This is a genomic window from Streptomyces sp. MS06 (assembly GCF_047200655.1).
Lineage (GTDB): Bacteria > Actinomycetota > Actinomycetes > Streptomycetales > Streptomycetaceae > Streptomyces.
Genome location: NZ_JBJZOJ010000028.1, coordinates 44,950 through 64,236 on the forward strand (window position 1 = coordinate 44,950; position 19,287 = coordinate 64,236).

The window sequence follows — 19,287 nt, forward strand, 5'->3', positions numbered from 1 at the left end:
GATCAGTTCCCGCGGGGGGCGGCCCGGGGTCCCGGCTCCGCCTCCGGCTCGGGTTCGGGCTCCGGATGCGGTGCGCAGTCGGCGCGCCGCTCCGGAAGCCGCCCGTCCAGCAGGTAGGCGTCCAGGTAGCCGTTGACGCAGCCGTTCGGCCCGCCCGCGACGCCGTGCGTGCCGGAGCCCCGCTCGGTCACCAGCACCGAACCGGACAGCCTCCGGTGCAGGGCGAGCGCGCCCCGGTAGGGCGAGGCCGCGTCCCGTTCCGCGGCCAGGACGAGCACGGGCGGCAGTTCGCCCGGCCCGGTCCGCACGTCCAGCGGCCGCCGCCTGGGCGCCGGCCAGTAGGCGCAGGGCAGGTGCGCCCACACGCTGTCCCAGGTCTCGAACGGTGCCACCCGGGCGAGCCGGGTGTTGTCGCGGTCCCAGACCCGGAAGTCCCTCGGCCAGGGGGCGTCGTTGCACTCGACGGCGGTGCGGACGGCCTTGGCGTTCTCCGCCTCGGCCGCAGCCTCCCGCACCGGCGAGGCCAGCTCGATCAGGGGCTCCGGATCGCCCCGCAGATACGCCGACAGCGCCCGCGCCCGCTGCGGCCAGTAGTCGTCGTAGTAGCCGGCCTGCAGCAGCATCCCCTGCAACTCGCCCGGGCCGACGGTCCCGCCCGCAGGGTCGGCCGCGAGCCGCTGCCGCGCCCGCCGGTAGCTGCGCAGCACCTCCTCGGCGGTGGTGCCGAGCCCGTACACGTCGTCGTGCCGGGCGATCCACTCCCGCAGGTCCGCCCAGCGGCCCTCGAAGGCGGCCGAACGGGCGAGGCTGTTGCGGTATCCGATCCGGGCAGGGCCCGGGTCGACCGGGGCGTCGAACACCATGCGCCGCACGTGCGAGGGGAACAGCGTCGCGTACAGCGCACCGAAGTAGGTGCCGTAGGAGGCGCCCATGAAGGTCAGCCGGTGCTCGCCCAGCGCGGCGCGCAGCACGTCCAGGTCGCGGGCGTTGTTGACGGAGTCGTAGTGGCGCAGCGTGTCCCCGGCCCGCTCGGCGCAGCCCCGCGCGTACGCCTTCGCCCGTGCGATCCGCTTCCGCTTGTACGCCGGTGAGGGGTGCGTGGGCGCCGGCGAGGGCCCGCGGAGGAAGTCCCGGGGGTCCTGGCAGGACAGCGGTGCGGAACGCCCGACGCCCCGCGGGGAGTAGCCGACGAGGTCGTAGGCGGCCGCGAGGCGCTTCCACTCCGGGAGCAGTCCGACGAGCGGGAAGTAGATCCCGTCGGCGCCCGGACCGCCCGGGTTGAACACCAGCGCGCCCTGCCCCGGCACGGACCGGCCGCCCCGCGGGTCGCGGTGGGTGGCCCGCACCCGGCTCACGGCGAGGTCGATCTGGCGTCCGTCCGGGTGCGCGTAGTCGAGCGGAACCCGCACCGTGCCGCACTGCATGCTGCCGGGCATGTCCTGGGCGCCGAAGCAGCCGCCGAAGTCGACACCGGCGGCCGCGGCCCGCGCGGCGGCCACCGCGGTGCCGCGCGTCTCGGCCGCGGCTGCGGCCGTGGTGCCGCCCCTCCGCGCCGCGGCGGTGGCCGCCGTCCCGCCGCCCTGCGCGCCGCCGGCGGGGACGGCGGCCGCGCCGGGGACGACGGCCAGGGCGGTCAGCAGCAGCGACCCGGCGGCGGCCGAGGAGAGGACGGCGGCAGCTCGCATGGGCGGTTCCCTTCCGTACGCGAAAGCAACAAAAGGGATGTTTCGGGCGTATGCGGGGGAAGGCAAGCACCGTCGGGCGGTGTCGCCGCGGGTGACCCCGGCGCGCCACCGAGCCCGAGCGTCCGGGTGCAGGCCGCCGGAGAGCAGCCCGGTACTCCGGGGCCGGCGGGAGCGGCCCGATCGGTCAGGGGGTGTGCTCCCGGTGGGCGAAGGCGGCCCGCAGCTCCGGCTCGCCGATGGCGCGTATCCCGCGTACGGCCACCGCGGCCAGCATGTCCCGTTCGTCGCCCCTGTCGGACTGCCGAGCGAGCGCGCCCAGCAGCCGCTGCCCGGCCGGGGACGCCCAGTGCGGGTACGGGTGCACCTCGGCCCGGGCCATGGCCAGGCAGCCGAGGGTGAGGACGAGCGGCAGCGCGAACCACAGGGCCACCAGCGTGCGCGGTACGTCCGTGGGCGCCGGGCCGAGCAGAGCCGCCGCCGCCGTCACCGCCACGGCCACCGCGGCGGCCCGCGCCTGGCGGACACAGGCCGCGACCGAGGCCCGGTCCCCGTCCGGCGCGGCCAGCCCGGCCCGGACCAGCCGGTCGGCGAGGTGGCCCACGGCGTCGGCGGCTGCCGCCGCCGACCGCACCGGGGCGATGCGGGACTGGCCCTGCGGGCCTATCGCCCCGAGGACCGAGAGCTCCATGTCGTCCCGGGCATGCGGGTCCACCACGGTCGCCCAGCCGGTGTGCGCCAGCAGCAGCCGCCCCTGGCGGGCCATCGACACCAGCGTCAGATCGGCGACGCGGGTCGGGCCGCCGGCCAGGAACGCCGCCTCGTAGAGCGTCAGCGTGCGGTCCCGGCCCGCGGTGCCGGTGTCCGCGGCGGAGGTGTTCGCGCCGCCGGTGTCCACGGCGGTGGCGCGGGCCGCGGAAAGGCACAGCCTGGTGCATACGGTGCCGGCGAGGACCCAGGCCGGCAGCAGGAAGAGGAGCCAGAGCATGCCGCGTTTCTATGCCAGGGGCACCGGCCCGCGCCATGCCTCGTTCACCATGCGGATCGCGCGGCCCTCGATGGCGGGCCTCAGGTTCCGGACGGCGGAGGGCTCGACGCGGGCGGCGGCAGGGGGAACGAGGGCGTGGGGGACGGCGCGGACGCCGTCGCCGAGGACGCGGCGGAGGCGGACGGGGCCGGTGCGGACGTCGCTGCCGGCGGTGTGTCGGGCGGCGTTCCCGAGGGCATCACCGGGATCGCCGGGGCCGGGTCGGTCGCCGGAGCGGGCGGCGCGGGGGAGGGGCGCGCCGACGAGCCCGCGGAGTCGAGATCCTCGGCCAGCGCCTCGTAGTCGACGTACCCGGTGGACTCCAGGACCTGGATCTGGTCCAGCACACCGGCATCGGCGACGTCGGCGAGGCCCCGCACCAGCGAGTTGCGGGTTCCGGCGCGGACCTGGGCGACCAGCGGGAACTCCTCGCCCTGCGCCAGCCGCAGGACGTTCACGAACCTGCTGTCGTAGTCCGGGCCCTGAGCGGTGTCGAACTCCCGCAGCCACCGCTTCTGCCCGGAGGTGGGCGTGTTGGGCAGGGACAGGGAGAGGCGGGAGGCGACGTCGCGGACCCGCTCGTCGAGGACCGTGTGCCCCTCCACCAGGCGCCGGCCCGCCGCGCGCACGGCCTGCGTGGTGCCCTTGTGCTCGGCCTGCTCGCCGGCGGGCAGCTCCCAGAGCCCGGCCAGCCGGACAGCGGTGACGAACTCCCGGTCCAGCGCGGACAGCGGCCCGTACGGGGTGTCCACGCTCTGCGCGGTGAGCGGGTCGGCCCCCGTGCCCGAGCGGTCGGTGTACGACCAGACGGGGTAGATCAGCGCGACGAGGGTCGCCGTCAGGCAGCCGATGATGAGCCCGGTGCCGACGAGGACGCCTCGGCGGTCGGTCGGGGTTCGCGGTCGCATGATGCCTCCTGCTGCGCCGCACGCCACTGCGCTTCGGGTGCGGGGGTCGGCATACTACTGCGCTCCCCGGACCGCCCCGGACCCGGTACCGCGACCTCTCAGCGGCGCAGCAGCACCCGTCGCGTCGCGCGGGCCAGCCGTGCTGCGGGCCGGTGCGAGCGGGGGCGGGGACCGGCGCGGTCCAGCCACCACTCCCGCAGCCGCCGACGCGTCCTCGCGTCCTGGGGCAGGCCGTCCCGCAGCAGGCACTCGGCGAAGTCCAGGGCGTCGCGCCGGTAGCCGCCCGCCATCGGGCGGCCGTGCGCGTAGCCGAGGAAGGCGGGCCGGTAGGCGCCACCGAGGATGTCCGGCAGTTCGGGAGCCACCTTCGCCACCACTGCGGCCCTCTTGGCGGCCAGGGCGCGGGCCTGCACGCCCAGCCGCACCCGGTCGAAGCCCTCGGGCGCCGGGGTCCCGGCGACCAGCGCGGACAGCAGCGCGGTCTGCGCGAGGGCGAGTCGCTGCCGGGGGGCGTCCGGGGAATCCGGCGGGGGCGGCGTGACCGGTGCGACTGGTGTGCCCGACGGGGTCGGCGTGACCGGCGTGACCGGCGTGACCGGCGTGACCGGTGGGGCCGGTGGGGCCGGCGTGACCAGCGTGACCGGTGGGGCCGGCTGGGCCGGAGGGACCGGCTGGACCGGCGCCGACAGGGCGGCGTCCGGACCCGACGCGGTGGCGGTGGCGGGCGGCGGTGCGCCGCCGCCGGCCGCCACCGCCGCGCGCACGCCGGCCAGCTCCCGCTCCAGCTCCGCGGGCTCGGGGAAGTCCTCGTCCCGCTCCAGCAGGACGCCCGGCGGGGACACCCGGGACGCCAGGTCGGTCAGGAGCTCGAGGACCGGTTTCGGCACGGGGTGCGCGTGGCTGTCGTGCCAGACGCCGTCCCGCTCGACGCCGCCCGCGACATGGACGTACGCGAGGGCCTCCAGCGGCAGGTCGTCGAGTGCCTCGGCCGGGTCCTCACCGCGGTTGACGTGGTTGGTGTGCAGGTTCGCCACATCGACCAGGAGCCGCACCCCGGTACGCTCCGCCAGCTCGTACAGGAACTGGCCCTCCGTGAGCTCCTCGGCCGGCCAGGCGAAGAGCGCGGCGATGTTCTCGACGGCCAGCGGAACCGGCAGCGCCTGCTGTGCGGCGCGGATGTTCGCGCACAGCACGTCCAGGGAGTCCCGGGTACGCGGCACCGGCAGCAGGTGGCCCGCCTCCAGCCCGGGCGAGGCGGTCAGCCGGCCGCCCGCCCGGACGAACGCGATGTGCTCGGTCACCAGCGGTGCGCCCAGCACCTCGGCCCGTTCGGCGAGCGCGGCGAGCCGCTGCTCGTCGGGCCGGTCCGCGCCGCCCAGGCCGAGCGACACGCCGTGCGGGACCACCACCGCGCCCCGCTCGCGCAGCCGGGCCAGTGAGTCCGGGAGGTGGCCGGGGCACACGTTCTCCGCGACCACCTCGACCCAGTCGACGCCCGGCATGGCCTCCACGGCCTCCGCGATCTCCGGCCGCCATCCGATACCCGTCCCCAGACGCAGCATGGCCCCCTCCTCCTGCTCGCCGGCACCCCTCCTGCCCGGTGACGGGGGTATGGCCCCGGCGGTTCGGTCCCAACCGCGGTTCGGGACGGTTCAGAGCAACATTTGAGGTTCGTTAGCCGCGGACGGGCCGGAACCCGACGAAGCGCTACCGGCGCAGCGCCGGATGGTCGGCGACGACGGTGCAACTGCCCGGCGCGACTTCGGTGAAGCCCGCGTCCCGCACCACCGGCAGCCCCGCCCCGGTCAGCCGGTGCCACCGGTCGGGCGCGGCGGTGCGCACCGCCAACCGGAATCCGGCGTCCCGCCAGGCGGTGCGCTCCGCGGCGGACAGCTCCCACCAGGCGAGTTGGGCGCCGTGGCCGGCCTGGGCCATCGCCTTGCCGGCCGACATCCGCACGTCCGGGTTGAGCCAGAGCACCGGGCCGTCCGGGTCCGGGGCGGCGGGCGGCTCGGGGTCGTCCAGGTCGGTGCCGGACACCTGCAGGCGCGCCAGCTCCCGGGGCCACCCGTCCAGCGGCACGGGCGGGTACACCCGCACCTCGGCCGACGTGCCGGTGACCGTGGTTCCCGGCAGCGCCTCGGCCCGGCGCCACTCGGCGCCGCGCGCCCGCCGGACCACCTTGCGGATCCGCGCGTCCTGCCAGTCCCGCACCGCCTGCGCCCAGGCGCCGTCCCCCACCGAACGCTCGTCGTCCAGCAGCACCAGCACGGCACGCGCGGCGGTCTCCAGGGCGTCCGTGCGGCCGGGCGGGGCGGCCCGCTCGATCCGCACCACCAGCGGCAGCACGTGCTGCGGGGCGAGGTCGCGCGCGGTCGGCTCCGTACGGAAGGGGCTGTCCTGGACGGGCGTCGGTTCACTGTTCACGCCGTCCAGTCTGCCAACCCGGCCGCAACGGAGGACGGGCGGTACGAGCGGTACGGGAGGCGTGGGAGGGGTTGTACGGCGTCGGCGTTCCGGGCGGGCGGTGCGGCGCGGGCTGTTTCGGCCTGCGTGGCGCCGGGGGCGGCGGTACGGCCCGAGTGGTGCCGGGAGCGGCGCGAGCCGGGCCGGCGGGCACGGCCCGTACGCGCCGTGCGCCCGGTCCGGTTCCCGTCGCGTCACCCCGAACAGGCGGTGCGCTGCGCCTCCTGCCACTCGCAGCGCGGGCACAGGGTGATGCCCCGGTACGACTCCGGGTACTCGCTCGGCTCCCGGCACAGCACGCACTCCGCGTACGGCGGCCCGTCCGCCGCGGGCGTCCGTCGCACCGGCCCGCTCGTGCAGTAGTCCTCGCTCATGCGCCCAGCGTAGGGTGCGTCGGCGCGGACCCGGCCGCGGCTCCGATCAGCTCGGACACCTTCACCAGGCGGTAGCCCCGCGCGCGGAGCTCCGGCACCACCGTCCGCACCACCCGCTCGGTGGTCGGGGCGGCGCTGCGGGTGCAGTGCAGCACGACGACGGAACCCGGCCGCACCCCGTCCAGGACCTGCCGGATCACCGCGTCCGCGTCCGTCGCGAAGGCGTCCCCGCCGACCACGTCCCACTGCACGGCGGTCACCCCGGTCGCGCCGATCGCCTTCAGCGCGCGCCGGTCGTGGCAGCCGCCCGGGAAGCGGAAGTACGGCATCGGATGCGGGACGCCCGCCTTGCGGAAGGCGGTGTACGCCCGTTCCACGTCGGCCCGCATCCGGTCCGCGGACACCGTGGGAAGCCCGTAGCAGTCGTCGGTGAAGGCGTAGTGGCTGTAGGAGTGGTTGCCGACCTCGAACAGCGGGTCCCGGCCGATGGACCGGGCCTGCGCCGGGTACTGATCGGCCCACCGCCCGGTCATGAACACCGTGGCCGGCACCTTCAGCGCCCTGAGCGCCGCGATCAGCCCCGGGTTGTCGAAGTGCTCGCCGGCCGCCGCCCGGTCGCCCTCGTCCGCGGTCATGTCCGCGTCGAAGGTGAGGGCGAGGGGTTTGCCGTGGCCGGTCCGCGGACCGTGGACGAAGACGGGGGTCAGGCCCGCGGGGCCGGCGGCGAGCGTGGGCGGCGGGGCGACCGGGGAGGCGGCCGACGGCGCGGGGCGGGCCGGCTGCGGTGCGGGCGCCGGGGCGCTGCCGCAGGCGGTGAGGGCGGCGGCCAGGGTGCACAGGGCGGTGAGGCGGCGTACGTGAGCGATCACCGTATGAAGCTATGAACGCCCTGTCCCGCGCCTCATCCGGCGCGCCCCGGCGGGCACCGGGTTCACCCGGGCGGCCGTCGCGGCCCGCCCGCACCGCCCACCGCCCCGCAGGGGGCGCCGGGGCGGTCTGCGGCCTGCTGCCCGGGTCCGACCGGTCGGCCCGCGGTCGTGCGGTCGTGCTGCCTTGCAGCCGTGCGGTCGTGATGCCGTGCGGTCGCGGTCAGGCCTCCGGTGGTGGTGGTTGAGCCGGGGCCGTGAGGGGTGTGCCCTGGGCGCGTTCCAGGAAGCGCAGCAGTTCCACCGGGAAGGGCAGCACCAGGGTGGAGTTCTTCTCCGCGGCCACCGCCACCACCGTCTGCAGCAGCCGCAGTTGCAGCGCGGACGGGGTGTCGGCCATCTGCTGCGCGGCCTCCGCGAGCTTCTTCGACGCCTGGAGTTCGGCGTCGGCGTTGATGATCCGGGCGCGGCGTTCGCGGTCGGCCTCGGCCTGCCGGGCCATGGACCGCTTCATCGACTCCGGCAGCGACACGTCCTTGATCTCCACCCGGTCGATCTGGACGCCCCAGCCGATCGCCGGGCTGTCGATCATCAGTTCCAGGCCCTGGTTGAGCTTCTCCCGGTTGGACAGCAGGTCGTCCAGGTCGCTCTTGCCGATGATGGACCGAAGCGAGGTCTGCGCCATCTGGGAGACCGCGAACCGGTAGTCCTCGACGTTGACGACGGCGGCGGCCGCGTCGACCACCTTGAAGTACACGACGGCGTCCACCCGCACGGTGACGTTGTCCCGGGTGATGCCCTCCTGAGCCGGGACCGGAAGCGTCACGATCTGCAGGTTGACCCGGCGCAGCCGGTCCACGCCGGGCACGATGACCGCGAGTCCCGGCTTCCGCACGTCCCCGCGCAGCCGGCCCAGGCGGAAGACCACACCGCGCTCGTACTGCTTGACCACCCTTGCCGCCGCGGCCAGGTACACCAGGCCCGCACAGCCGGCTGCCACGACCGCCGTCACCAGGTCCTGCAGCATCACGGCCCCCTCGCTCAGAGGTTCGTTTCGCCTGCTTCTGCAACGATATGCCCGGTTCCCGGGCCGAGGCACGTCCCGGCCCGGGAACCGGGGTGGGGAAAGGGCTCGGGGCTGCGGTGAGCCGCGGTGGGGCGCGGCCTGCGGTGCGGTGCCGGACCGCCCGGTTCTCCGGGATCGCGGGCAGGCGAGGCCGGGGGGTGCACTCCGGCGGGGTCCGGCCCGACCGGCCGGACCCCGGGAGCCGCGAGGGCCGGCCGGACGGCGGTCGTCAGCCGGCCTCGACCAGGCCCTTGGCGTCGCGGGCGAGCGCGGTCAGCCGGGATATCGCCCGGAAGTACTTCTTGCGGTAGCCGCCCTTCAGCATCTCCTCGCCGAACAGCCGGTCGAAGGGCAGTCCCGAGGCGAGGACCGGCACCTCGCGGTCGTAGAGCCGGTCGGCGAGGACCACCAGCCGCAGCGCGGTCGACTGGTCGGGCACCGGACGGACGTCGGTCAGGCACACCGCCCGGATCCCGTCCGTCAGTGCGCCGTACCGGCTCGGGTGCACTCTGGCCAGGTGCTCCAGCAGGCCCGGGAAGTCGTCGAGTGACGCGCCCGCGGTGGCGTAGGCGGCCTCCGTCACCTGTTCGTCGGAGTGCGGGGCCGGAGCTTCGGGCAGCCCGCGGTGGCGGTAGTCCTCGCCGTCGATGCGCAGGGTGCGGAAGCGCGCCGACAGCCCCTGGATCTCGCGCAGGAAGTCGGCCGCGGCGAACCGGCCCTCGCCGAGCTTGCCGGGCAGGGTGTTGGAGGTGGCCGCGAGTGCCACGCCCTCGTCGACCAGCCTGCCCAGGAGGGTGGAGACCAGGACGGTGTCGCCGGGGTCGTCCAGTTCGAACTCGTCGATGCAGAGCAGCCGGTGCCCGGAGAGGGTCTTCACGGTCTGCTGGAAGCCGAGGGCGCCGACCAGGTTGGTCAGCTCCACGAAGGTGCCGAAGGCCTTCAGCGCGGGCTCGGCCGGGGTGGCGTGCCACAGCGAGGCCAGCAGGTGGGTCTTGCCGACGCCGTACCCGCCGTCCAGATAGACGCCGCGGGGGCCGGCCGGCGCCTTCGGGGCCTTGGCCCTGCCGAAGCCGAGGAAGCCGCGCCGGCCGCCGCCGACGGCGTGCGCGCCCCCGAGTCCGGCCGCGAAGTCCTCCAGGACCCCCACCGCCTCGGTCTGGCTGGGCTGGTTCGGGTCCGGCAGGTAGGTGCCGAAGCGCACCGAGTCGAACCGGGGCGGCGGCACCATCTCGGCGACCAGCCGGTCGGCGGGGACGTGCGGCTCACGGGCGCGCAGGGAGAGCGGCGCCGCTTCGGCTGTCGGGAAGACGCCGGCGGCGGGGGAGGGAGCGGGTTGGGAGGACGACACGATTCCCCATGCTAAGCGCCGTGTCAGACTGCACGACATGCGACGCCTGTTCCCTGTGACCGACGAGACAGCAGCCCGGGCCCCCGGCGGGGCGCCCGGGGGCCCGGGGGCGGGGCGCGCCGGAGCCGACCGCGAGTGGAGTCTCGCCGAGCTGGCGGCCGCCTACGCCTACCCGGAGCCGCCGGCGGGGCGGCGGCGCCCGTGGCTGCGCGCCAACATGGTCTCCAGCCTCGACGGCGCCGGCCAGCACCAGGGCCGGTCGCAGCCCCTCTCCAGCGCCGCCGACATGCGGGTCTTCGGCACCCTGCGGGCCCTGGCCGACGTGGTGGTGGTCGGTGCGGAAACGGTCCGCCAGGAGGGCTACCGGCCCGCCCGCGCGCGGGCGGAGTTCGCCGAGCCGCGCGCGGCGGCGGGGCAGGGGCCGGCTCCGGCGATCGCCGTCGTCACCGCCCGCCTGGACCTCGACTTCTCGCTCCCGCTGTTCACCTCGCCCTCCGTACCCACTCTGGTGCTGACCGGTGCCGCGTCCTCCCCGGAGCGGCGGGCCGCCGCGGAGCGGGCCGGGGCGCGGGTCGTGATCGCCGGTGACGGCGCCGGAGTCGACCCGGCCCGCGCGGTGCGCGCCCTCGCGGAGCTGGGCCACACCCGGCTGCTGACCGAGGGCGGACCGCGGCTGCTGGGCGGGCTGGTGGCCGCCGACGTGCTGGACGAGCTGTGTCTCACGGTGTCCCCGACGCTCACCGCGGGTGACGCGCAGCGCATCGCGGGTGGGCCCCCGGTCACCGTTCCGCACCGTTTCGCACTGATGTCCCTACTGGAGGACGACGGCTTCCTGTTCACCCGTTACCGCAGGTCATGAGGTCGCCGGGGGCGGTTGAGCGGGTCCGGGCCGCCGTATGCCAGGCATTGGCGGAATCTTTCGTTCCGTTTCGTGTGGTCCGGGCACACTAAATCCGGCAGAACCCGTGGGAACACGGGGCAGGATGGTTTCCGCAGGGCCCGCTACGGCCCACGCAGGACAGAAGGGCCACGAGCCCTGACAGCAGAGAGGGCGCCTGGTGTTCACAAGCGTTTTGATGATCGAGAAGGCCCTGACGTCCGCCGACGTGGAATTCGTCACGACCTTGCACGGCGACGAGCAGGTCGGCTTCCACGTGCTGCTCCAGCCGCGCGGCGACCAGGCGGACCGCCTGCTGCGGGCACTCGACGACATCGCGCTCGGCGAGCTGGACGAGGCCGCCCGCGAGGGGGAGACACCCGAGGGCGACGCGGCCAAGGGAGTGGGGCAGCAGGCCCTGGAGGTGTCGCTCACCGCGCTGCGGGCCTCCGGCCGCCCGGCCGAGGGCCGGCTCGTCGAGGACCATCCGCTGGACGCGCTGAAGTCCCTGGTGGAGGAGATCGGAGCGGACGAGGTGATCGTGCTGACGGATCCGCACTACGTGGAGGAGTTCTTCCACCGGGACTGGGCCTCCCGCGCGCGCCACAAGGTGGGAGTACCGGTGCTGAAGCTGTTCTCCCACAGCAAGGCATAGGCTGGGGGTGCGCTCCCCGCGGAGGGGAGCGCACCCGTGTCGTACGGTCCCCGGCGCACCCCCGGCGCACCGGTCGGGAGCACCGAACGCCGCGGCAGCCACCCGCAGTCCCGGCGCTCGAACCGCAAGTCACGGACCCCGCAGCCCCCCGCAGCCCCTGTAGTCCCACCCCTCGCACCACTGGGAGAGAACACGCATGGCCCCCGGACTTCCTGTCGCCATGGACCGTCCCCACTTCATCGGCATCGGCGGCGCCGGGATGTCGGGCATCGCCAGGATCCTCGCCCAGCGCGGGGCCGCGGTCGCCGGCAGTGACGCCAAGGAGTCCGCGACCGCCGACGCGCTCCGCGAGCAGGGTGCCGTCGTGCACATCGGGCACGCCGCCGACCACCTCGCCGACGACGCGACCTGCGTGGTCGTCTCCTCCGCGATCCGCCCGGACAACCCGGAGCTGGTCCGCGCCGCGGAACTCGGCCTCCCGGTGGTGCACCGCTCCGACGCCCTCGCGGCGCTGATGGACGGCCTGCGCCCGATCGCCGTCGCGGGCACCCACGGCAAGACCACCACCACCTCGATGCTGGCGGTCGCGCTGAGCGCGCTGGGCCTGAACCCCTCGTACGCCATCGGCGGCGACCTGGACGCACCCGGCTCGAACGCGCTGCACGGCACCGGCGACATCTTCGTCGCCGAAGCGGACGAGTCGGACCGCAGCTTCCACGCGTACCGGCCCGAGGTCGCCATCGTCCTCAACGTCGAACTCGACCACCACGCCAACTACGCCTCGATGGAGGAGATCTACGAGTCCTTCGAGACCTTCGCGGCGCGGATCGTGCCCGGCGGCACCCTGGTGGTGTCCGCCGACCATCCCGGCGCCCGCGAGCTGACGCGACGGCTGGACGGCACGGTGCGGACGGTCACCTACGGCGAGGCCGAGGACGCCGACGTACGGGTCCTGTCGATCGTGCCGCAGGGCCTGCGCAGCGAGGTCACCGTCCTGCTGGACGACCGGAAGCTGACCTTCGCCGTCTCCGTGCCCGGCCGCCACTACGCCCTCAACGCGGTCGCCGCGCTGGCGGCGGGCGTGGCGCTCGGCATCCCGGCCGCCGACCTGTCCGGGGCGATCGCCGCCTACACCGGCGTCAAGCGCCGCCTCCAGCTCAAGGGCGAGGCGGCCGGCGTCCAGGTGATCGACTCCTACGCCCACCACCCCACGGAGATGACCGCCGACCTGGAAGCGATGCGTGCCGCCGCCGGCGGCTCCCGCATCCTGGTCGCCTTCCAACCGCACCTGTTCTCCCGCACCCGGGAGCTCGGCAAGGAGATGGGCCGGGCCCTCGCCCTGGCGGACGCCTCAGCCGTCCTCGACATCTACCCCGCCCGCGAGGATCCGATCCCCGGCGTGACCAGCGAACTGATCGTCGAGGCGGCGCGGGCCGCGGGCGCCGACGTGACGGCCGTGCACGACCGGGACGAGGTGCCCGAGGCGGTCGCGGGAATGGCGCGGCCCGGCGATCTCGTTCTCACCATGGGCGCGGGCGACGTCACGGACCTCGGCCCGCGCATCCTGGACCGTCTCGCGCAGCAGTAAAGGGGTTGGCCTTCATGTCGTACGACGTAGAGAAGCCGGACGAGCAGTGGCGCGCGGAGCTCACCCCGGCCGAGTACGCGGTGCTGCGGAAGGTCGGCACCGAGCCCGCCTTCACCGGCGAGTACACCGACACCGAGACCGAGGGCGTCTACTCCTGCCGGGCCTGCGGCGCCGAACTGTTCACCTCCGAGACCAAGTTCGCCTCCCACTGCGGCTGGCCCTCGTTCTACGACCCCCGGGACAGCGACGCCGTGGAGCTCCTGCAGGACCGCTCGCACGGGATGGTGCGCACCGAGGTGCGGTGCGCACGGTGCGGCTCGCACCTCGGCCACGTCTTCGAGGGCGAGGGCTACCCGACCCCCACCGACCAGCGCTACTGCATCAACAGCATCGCGCTGCGGATGGCGCCGACCGGCGACTGACCGGCGGACCGGAACGGAGCGGCGGACCGGACGGGGTGCGGAGGAACCGGCGAACCGGTCGGCGGAAAGGGCGGGTTGCGGAGGAACCGGCGGACCGGCGGACCGGTGCGCCGCCGACCCGCCCCCTGCCCCGGAGCGGGAGAGGCACCCTCCCGGCCGCCCGCCCCTCGGGAACCCGCAGGACAGGAAGCTAGACTCGGCCCCCGCCGCCCGCCGACCGCGGGCGGCGGAGCGAGTCCACGACCAGCCACTGCCAGACCCGAAGGGCGTTCGGCGTTTTGATACGGATGGAAGCAGTCACCAAGCGGTACCCGGACGGCACGGTGGCGGTCGACGGCCTGTCGCTGGAGATCCCGGACCGGTCGATCACGGTCCTGGTCGGTCCCTCGGGCTGCGGCAAGACCACCACCCTCCGCATGATCAACCGGATGGTCGAACCGAGCGAGGGCAGCATCCTGCTCGACGGCGCGGACATCCGGCAGCAGCCGGTCAACACCCTGCGGCAGTCCATGGGCTACGTCATCCAGAACGCCGGGCTCTTCCCGCACCGCACCATCGTCGACAACATAGCCACCGTGCCGAGGCTGCTCGGCAGGGGCAGGCAGGAGGCCCGGGCGCGGGCCCGGGACCTGATGGAGCGGGTCGGCCTGGACGGCTCGCTCGCCCGCCGCTACCCCTACCAGCTCTCCGGCGGACAGCAGCAACGGGTCGGCGTGGCACGGGCACTGGCCTCCGACCCGCCGGTACTGCTGATGGACGAGCCGTTCTCCGCCGTCGACCCGGTGGTCCGCAAGGGCCTGCAGGACGAACTCCTGCGCCTCCAGGAGGACCTCGGCAAGACCATCGTCTTCGTCACGCACGACATCGACGAGGCGGTCAAGATCGGCACCATGGTCGCCGTGCTGCGCACCGGTGGCCGACTCGCCCAGTTCGCACCGCCCGCCGAACTGCTTTCCGACCCCGCGGACTCCTTCGTCGAGGACTTCCTCGGCGCCGACCGCGGCATCCGCCGGCTGTCCTTCTTCCCCTCCGACGGGCTCGACCTGCTGACCTCGCCGGTCGTCGCCGCCGACGCCCCCGCCGAGCAGATCGCCGCCCGCACCGTCGCGGACCTCCCCTACCTCCTGGTCACCGACCCCGAGGGCCGACCGCTCGGCTGGTCCGAGCCGGGACGGCTCGCGGCCGGCGGCGCAGACGCCGCCGGCGCCGGACTGCTGCCGTACGGGCGGCCGTTCGTGGCGGGCCGGGACTCGCTGCGGGCCGCCCTCGACTGCGCGGTGCTCTCGCCGACCGGCTGGGCCGTCGCCGTGGACCCCGACGGCCGGGTCACCGGCGTCGCCTCCCAGCAGAGCATCGGCGAGGCGATCCGCGGCGCCCACGCGGCGGGCCGGCCGGAGGAACCGGAGGCGGTCCGGTGAGCGGGGGCCTCTTCGACCTCCCCAGCGACCTCCAGCACAGCTACCTGGGCCTGGCCGGCCTGCACCTGCGGGAGGCGCTGGTCCCGGTCCTCGCCGGGCTGCTGGTCGCGCTGCCGGTCGCCCAGTTGTGCGTGCGGATGCGCTGGCTGTACCCGCCCGTGCTGGCCGTGACGACGGTGCTCTACGCGATCCCCTCGCTGGCCTTCTTCGTCGTCCTCATCGACTACACCGGCCAGACCGAGACGACGGTGATGATCCCGCTGGCCGTCTACAGCCTGGTGGTGTTCGTCCCGTCCATCGTGGACGGGGTCCGCTCGGTTCCGCAGGAGACCCTCGACGCCGCGACCGCGATGGGCATGGGGCCGGTGCGCCGCTACTTCCAGGTGCAGTTGCCGATCGCGACGCCCGCCATCATCGCGGGGCTGCGGGTGGCCGCGGTCTCCAGCATCTCCCTGGTCAGCGTCGGCATGCTGATCGGCAACCAGGGAGCGCTCGGCAACCTGCTGGACCACGGTATGAAGTACCACCAGCCCCGCCTGGTGTGGCTCTCCGTGATCGGCACCGCCGTCCTGGCCATCGCGGTGGACGCGGTGCTGGTCGCGGTACGGCTGCTGCTGACCCCCTGGATGCCGCGCGGCTCCGGTGCGGCACGACGCGCCCGCGGGGCCGGTCCCGCCGAGGAGCCCTCCGACGCCGAAACCGCAGTCCGGCCCGCACCGCAGGAGGCCGCCCGGTGAACGTCCTGCACTTCATGAACGCCTTCTTCGCCGACGGCGCACGCTGGCACGGCTACGACGGCATCCCCACCCGGCTGGGGGAGCACATCCAGTACACGCTGACCGCGCTCGCCGTCGCCGCCGCCGTCGCGCTGCCCGCCGGACTGCTCACCGGGCACACCGGCCGCGGCGGCAACGCCCTGGCCTACGTCGCCACCGCCGCCCGCGCCATGCCCAGCTTCGGGCTGCTCGTGCTGATGTTCATCCTGCTCGGCTTCGGCATGGTGCCGGTGATGATCCCGCTGGTCGTCCTCGCGATCCCGCCCATCCTGGTGACCACCTACGAGTCGGTGCGCTCCGTCGACCCGTCCCCGGTGGACGCCGCCCGGGGCATGGGCATGTCGGAGGTGCGCGTGCTGTTCCAGGTGGAGCTGCCGGTCGCGCTCCCGCTGATCCTCAGCGGCCTGCGCTCGGCGGCCATCCAGATCGTCTCCACCGCCACCATCGCGGCCTACGTGAGCTTCGGCGGCCTCGGACGCTACATCATCGACGGCCTCTACCAGCACGACTACGAGAAGGTCGTGGGCGGGGCCACGCTGGTGGCGGTACTGGCCCTGGCGACGCTCGTGGTGTTCTGGACGGTGGAGCGGCTCACGGTGTCGGCCGGGGTGCGCCGCGCCGGCTGAGCCCTCCCGCGCCGGTCGGCGTCTCCTCCGCCCGTCCGCCCCTTGGCGCCTTCCGCGTCCGTCGGTCCGTCGCGTCCGTCGGTCCGTCGGTTCCGTCGGGCTTCCGACCGGAACGAAAGCCCGACGGTCCGAGAACGGTCTGCCGTGTTCACACGACCGTCACCGCCGGACGCGCATCGAAGTGAATCGGTAATAGGAATTCCCTTGACTGCCTCTCAGCGGGCTGGCTTGGATCAGAAGGGTGACTTATGACGCCCAGACCAGCAGGCCCAGCAGGAGACTCACCGGCGCGGCGGCCGTCGCCCTCGCCGCGACGACGGCGTTGCTGTCGGGCTGCTCCTCCTCCGACGCCGGTGACAATCCGCTCGACCAGGACAAGACCGCCGGTGACGCGGTCGTCGTCGGCTCCAACAACTTCCCCGAGAGCACCCTGCTCGCCGACATATACGGCGAGGCCCTGAAAGCCAAGGGCATCACGGTCACCTACAAGCCCAACATCGGCAGCCGGGAGACGACATACGGTCTCATCAAGAACGGTTCCCTGACCGTGCTGCCCGAGTACAACGGCGCGCTGCTCGCCTACCTCGACCCCAAGGCCGCCCCGAAGACGACCGAGGCGACGACCGCCGCGATCAACGCGAAGCTGGACAGCGCCCTCACCCTGCTGGAGCCCGCGCCGGCGCAGGACAAGGACTCGGTCACCGTCAACGCGGCGACGGCGCAGAAATACCACCTGACCTCCGAGTCGTCCATCGGCGACCTGAAGAGCGTCGCGAAGGACCTGGTCATCGGAGGCTCCCCGGAGTTCCAGACCCGGCAGCAGGGCCTGGTCGGGCTGAAGGACGTCTACGGTCTGCAGTTCAAGTCCTTCAAGGCGCTCGACGCGGGCGGCCCGCTCACCCAGGCGGCGTTGAAGCAGAACACCGTCCAGGTCGCGGACGTCTTCACCACCGACCCGAACATCCGCAAGGAGGGCTTCGTCGTCCTGCAGGACCCGCAGAACCTCTTCGGCTTCGAGAACGTCCAGCCGCTGGTGTACAAGAGCGGGCTCCCGCAGAACGGCGTCGACGCGCTGAACGCCGTGTCGGCCAAGCTGGACACCAAGGCGCTGCTGGACCTGGACGCACAGGTGCAACTGGACAAGAAGGACCCGCTGGACGTGGCGAGGGCCTGGCTGAAGTCGGCCGGCCTGGACTGAGCCGTGGCGTGGCGGGGCGGTGCGGGAGCGGACGGGGACGCGGACCGTGCCTCGCCCGCGGCGCGGGACCCGCGCCGCGGGTGCGCCTGCTCCGTACCCGGCCGGGGCGTAGTGTCAGGCCTCGCGGAAGGCCGGCAGGTGTGCGGCGGCCCAGTCCCGGTAGCCGCGTCCCGGACGGCCGAGCAGCCGGGCCACCGTCGGCTCCACCGCCGCCTTCGTGCCCCGGCGGCTCCGGGCGGCGCTCTCCAGCAGGGCCCCGGCGACCGGTTCCGGGTAGCGCCGCAGCAGTCCGGCGCGCAACTGCTGCTCCGTCAGCTCCACGAAACGGAGCGGGCGGCCCAGCAGTTCGCCCAGGACGCGCGTCTGCTCCACCGGCGTGACCGGTTCCGGGCCGGTCAGCGCGTAGGCCCGGCCGGCGTGCTCCTCCGGCGCGGTGAGGGCGGCCGCGGCCACCGCCGCGATGTCCTGCGGGTCGATCGCCGCGGTCGGTGCGGTGCCGTGCGCCGCCCGGACGACGCCCTCGGCACGGACCGAGCTCGCCCAGCCCAGGGTGTTGGACATGAACGCGCGGGGCCTGAGCAGCGTCCAGGTCAGGCCGGAGGCACGGACCAGGTCCTCGTTCCCGCGCTGCCAGCCGGTGACCAGGTCGACGGCGTCCGGCTCGGTCACCGACAGCGTCGTCAGCTTCACCACGTGCCGAACGCCCGCCTCCCGCGCGGCCGTCAGGAAGTTCCGGTCGTGGTCGTGGGTCAGCGGATCCGCCGTGACCAGGAGTGCGGCCCGCACGCCGGTCAGCGCGCGCCGCAGACCGGCCGGGTCCCCGAGATCGGCGCCCACCACCTCGGTGTGCTCGCCGGCCAGGTGTGCGGCCCGGTCCGGTGCGCGGGCCAGCAACCGCAGCGGAGCCGTGCCGGACAACTGCCGGGTCACCAGCCCGCCCACGGTTCCGGTCGCTCCGGTCAACGCGATCACGATGCCTCCAGATGGAGTTCGGTGAGCAGCCGGGCGCCCCGGTCGGGGCGGGTGTCCAGGGCCGGCAGCAGTCCCGGCACCGCGATGCTGGGCAGGATGTGGGCCCACAGCACGGACAGACGGTCGCCCAGGTCGCTGCGGTCGCTCATCGCCCGAGACATCAACTGGATGCCGGTGAAGCCGCCCACCAGCAGTTCCACCGTCTCGCGCGGCCGTACCGTCGGCAGCAACTCGCCCTGTGCCGACGCCCGTTCCATCAGCACGGTGAGCCGATCCGCCCACTGCCGGAACGGTTCGCCGTGATCCACGCCGCTCGGGGTCTCCTGGTCCACCGCCAGCCGTACGCTGCCGCGCAGCAGCGAGTCGGTCCGCAGCCGCTGCCCGACCACGTACGTCATGTCGATCACTTCCTGGACCTTGCACTCGCGCGGCGGGACGGTGCCGAACAGCACCTGCTCGCTCAGCACCGCCTGCGCGAGCGCCTCCTTGGAGGGGAAGTGGAAGTACAGGGCGCCCTTGGTGACGTCGGCCCGCTCCAGCACCATCGCGATCGTGGTGGAGGTGTAGCCGTGTTCGTCGAAGACCGCGCCGGCGGCTTCCAGAATTGCTCGGCGCGTCCTGATGGCGCGCTCCTGTCGTGGCATGAGAGCCCCTCCGCGGCACCCCCGTCCGGCCGCCCCACGATCGTACGGAGACGGCCCGGTGTCCGGCGCCTTGACTGATCTCATTGAAAAACAAACCGGTCGCCTCGCACTCTAACGCCCGCCGGCGACCTGCCCGACCGCCCGAGTCCGGCCCCGGGGAGCGGCCGGGAGAGCCGCCGAGGACCGCTGCCGCCGCATCGGCGCAGCCGCGGAGCCCCTGCCGTGCCGGTGCACGAGCTGGTCCGCCCCCTCCCCGCCGGCACCGCCCGGCACCGGCCGACGGCGTCCGGCCGCCGGCTCTGCCCGACGGCGTCCGGCAGGCGGCACTTGGTGCCCCTGCCGCCGGTGCCCCGGCCGAGCCCCGGCCGCCGGAG

The 19,287-nt window shown here is 74.4% G+C and carries 19 protein-coding genes; 8 read left to right on the plus strand and 11 right to left on the minus strand.

Annotation, left to right across the window (positions count from 1 at the left end; genetic code table 11):
• Positions 1–2: 2 nt before the first annotated feature.
• From ACL02U_RS17195 to zapE, 9 genes are all read right to left on the minus strand, one after another.
• A complete protein-coding gene (locus tag ACL02U_RS17195; RefSeq protein WP_412791718.1) occupies positions 3–1,685 on the minus strand; it encodes an alpha/beta hydrolase in 1,683 nt (560 codons plus the stop codon).
• 184 nt (positions 1,686–1,869) lie between these two features.
• Positions 1,870–2,670, minus strand: coding sequence for a TIGR04222 domain-containing membrane protein (locus ACL02U_RS17200; protein WP_412791719.1), 801 nt, complete (start codon positions 2,668–2,670; stop codon positions 1,870–1,872).
• An 80-nt stretch (positions 2,671–2,750) separates the two neighbouring features.
• Positions 2,751–3,617, minus strand: a complete 867-nt coding sequence (locus tag ACL02U_RS17205; RefSeq protein WP_412791720.1) for a DUF4142 domain-containing protein — start codon at positions 3,615–3,617, stop codon at positions 2,751–2,753.
• Positions 3,618–3,715: 98 nt separating this feature from the next.
• Positions 3,716–5,179: a DUF692 domain-containing protein gene (locus ACL02U_RS17210; RefSeq protein WP_412791721.1), complete on the minus strand. Its 1,464-nt coding sequence runs from the start codon at positions 5,177–5,179 to the stop codon at positions 3,716–3,718.
• A gap of 145 nt (positions 5,180–5,324) precedes the next feature.
• Entirely contained in the window at positions 5,325–6,053 is a 729-nt protein-coding gene (locus ACL02U_RS17215) for a peptidyl-tRNA hydrolase (RefSeq protein WP_412791758.1), read from the minus strand.
• Positions 6,054–6,277: 224 nt separating this feature from the next.
• Positions 6,278–6,457: a hypothetical protein gene (locus ACL02U_RS17220; RefSeq protein ID WP_412791722.1), complete on the minus strand. Its 180-nt coding sequence runs from the start codon at positions 6,455–6,457 to the stop codon at positions 6,278–6,280.
• Positions 6,454–7,326 (minus strand): polysaccharide deacetylase family protein, encoded by an 873-nt coding sequence (locus ACL02U_RS17225; protein WP_412791723.1) that lies wholly within the window; start codon positions 7,324–7,326, stop codon positions 6,454–6,456. Before ACL02U_RS17225 ends, ACL02U_RS17220 begins: the two co-directional genes overlap by 4 nt.
• Before the next feature lie 220 nt (positions 7,327–7,546).
• Positions 7,547–8,350, minus strand: a complete 804-nt coding sequence (locus ACL02U_RS17230) for a slipin family protein (protein ID WP_412791724.1) — start codon at positions 8,348–8,350, stop codon at positions 7,547–7,549.
• Positions 8,351–8,618: 268 nt separating this feature from the next.
• Positions 8,619–9,776, minus strand: a complete 1,158-nt coding sequence (zapE, locus tag ACL02U_RS17235) for a cell division protein ZapE (RefSeq protein ID WP_412791725.1) — start codon at positions 9,774–9,776, stop codon at positions 8,619–8,621.
• On the opposite strand from zapE, the gene ACL02U_RS17240 reads away from it, so the two are divergent.
• The 8 genes from ACL02U_RS17240 to ACL02U_RS17275 all read left to right on the plus strand — a co-directional run bounded on the left by ACL02U_RS17240 (position 9,775) and on the right by ACL02U_RS17275 (position 17,297).
• The gene (locus tag ACL02U_RS17240) at positions 9,775–10,596 is read left to right on the plus strand and encodes a pyrimidine reductase family protein (protein ID WP_412791726.1); all 822 of its coding nucleotides are present in this window, start codon (positions 9,775–9,777) and stop codon (positions 10,594–10,596) included. The genes zapE and ACL02U_RS17240 overlap by 2 nt on opposite strands.
• A 199-nt stretch (positions 10,597–10,795) precedes the next feature.
• A complete protein-coding gene (locus ACL02U_RS17245; RefSeq protein WP_412791727.1) occupies positions 10,796–11,269 on the plus strand; it encodes an indole-3-glycerol phosphate synthase in 474 nt (157 codons plus the stop codon).
• 196 nt (positions 11,270–11,465) lie between these two features.
• Complete coding sequence (gene murC / locus ACL02U_RS17250) at positions 11,466–12,857, plus strand: UDP-N-acetylmuramate--L-alanine ligase (RefSeq protein WP_412791728.1); 1,392 nt, start codon at positions 11,466–11,468, stop codon at positions 12,855–12,857.
• 14 nt (positions 12,858–12,871) lie between these two features.
• Positions 12,872–13,279 carry a peptide-methionine (R)-S-oxide reductase MsrB gene (msrB, locus tag ACL02U_RS17255; protein ID WP_412791729.1) on the plus strand — a complete coding sequence of 136 codons (408 nt, stop codon included), beginning with the start codon at positions 12,872–12,874 and terminating at the stop codon, positions 13,277–13,279.
• Positions 13,280–13,557: 278 nt separating this feature from the next.
• Positions 13,558–14,697, plus strand: a complete 1,140-nt coding sequence (locus tag ACL02U_RS17260; protein WP_412791730.1) for an ABC transporter ATP-binding protein — start codon at positions 13,558–13,560, stop codon at positions 14,695–14,697.
• Positions 14,694–15,434: an ABC transporter permease gene (locus ACL02U_RS17265; RefSeq protein WP_412791731.1), complete on the plus strand. Its 741-nt coding sequence runs from the start codon at positions 14,694–14,696 to the stop codon at positions 15,432–15,434. The genes ACL02U_RS17260 and ACL02U_RS17265 overlap by 4 nt, the downstream gene beginning before the upstream one ends.
• A complete protein-coding gene (locus tag ACL02U_RS17270; RefSeq protein ID WP_412791732.1) occupies positions 15,431–16,099 on the plus strand; it encodes an ABC transporter permease in 669 nt (222 codons plus the stop codon). The genes ACL02U_RS17265 and ACL02U_RS17270 overlap by 4 nt, the downstream gene beginning before the upstream one ends.
• A gap of 241 nt (positions 16,100–16,340) precedes the next feature.
• Positions 16,341–17,297, plus strand: a complete 957-nt coding sequence (locus ACL02U_RS17275; protein WP_412791733.1) for an ABC transporter substrate-binding protein — start codon at positions 16,341–16,343, stop codon at positions 17,295–17,297.
• Positions 17,298–17,411: 114 nt separating this feature from the next.
• Here the strand turns inward: ACL02U_RS17275 and ACL02U_RS17280 are convergent, their stop codons facing one another.
• On the minus strand, positions 17,412–18,269 hold the full coding sequence (locus ACL02U_RS17280) for an NAD(P)H-binding protein (protein WP_412791734.1): 858 nt from the start codon (positions 18,267–18,269) through the stop codon (positions 17,412–17,414).
• Positions 18,266–18,913, minus strand: a complete 648-nt coding sequence (locus tag ACL02U_RS17285) for a ScbR family autoregulator-binding transcription factor (protein WP_412791735.1) — start codon at positions 18,911–18,913, stop codon at positions 18,266–18,268. The genes ACL02U_RS17280 and ACL02U_RS17285 overlap by 4 nt, the downstream gene beginning before the upstream one ends.
• Positions 18,914–19,287 lie beyond the last annotated feature (374 nt).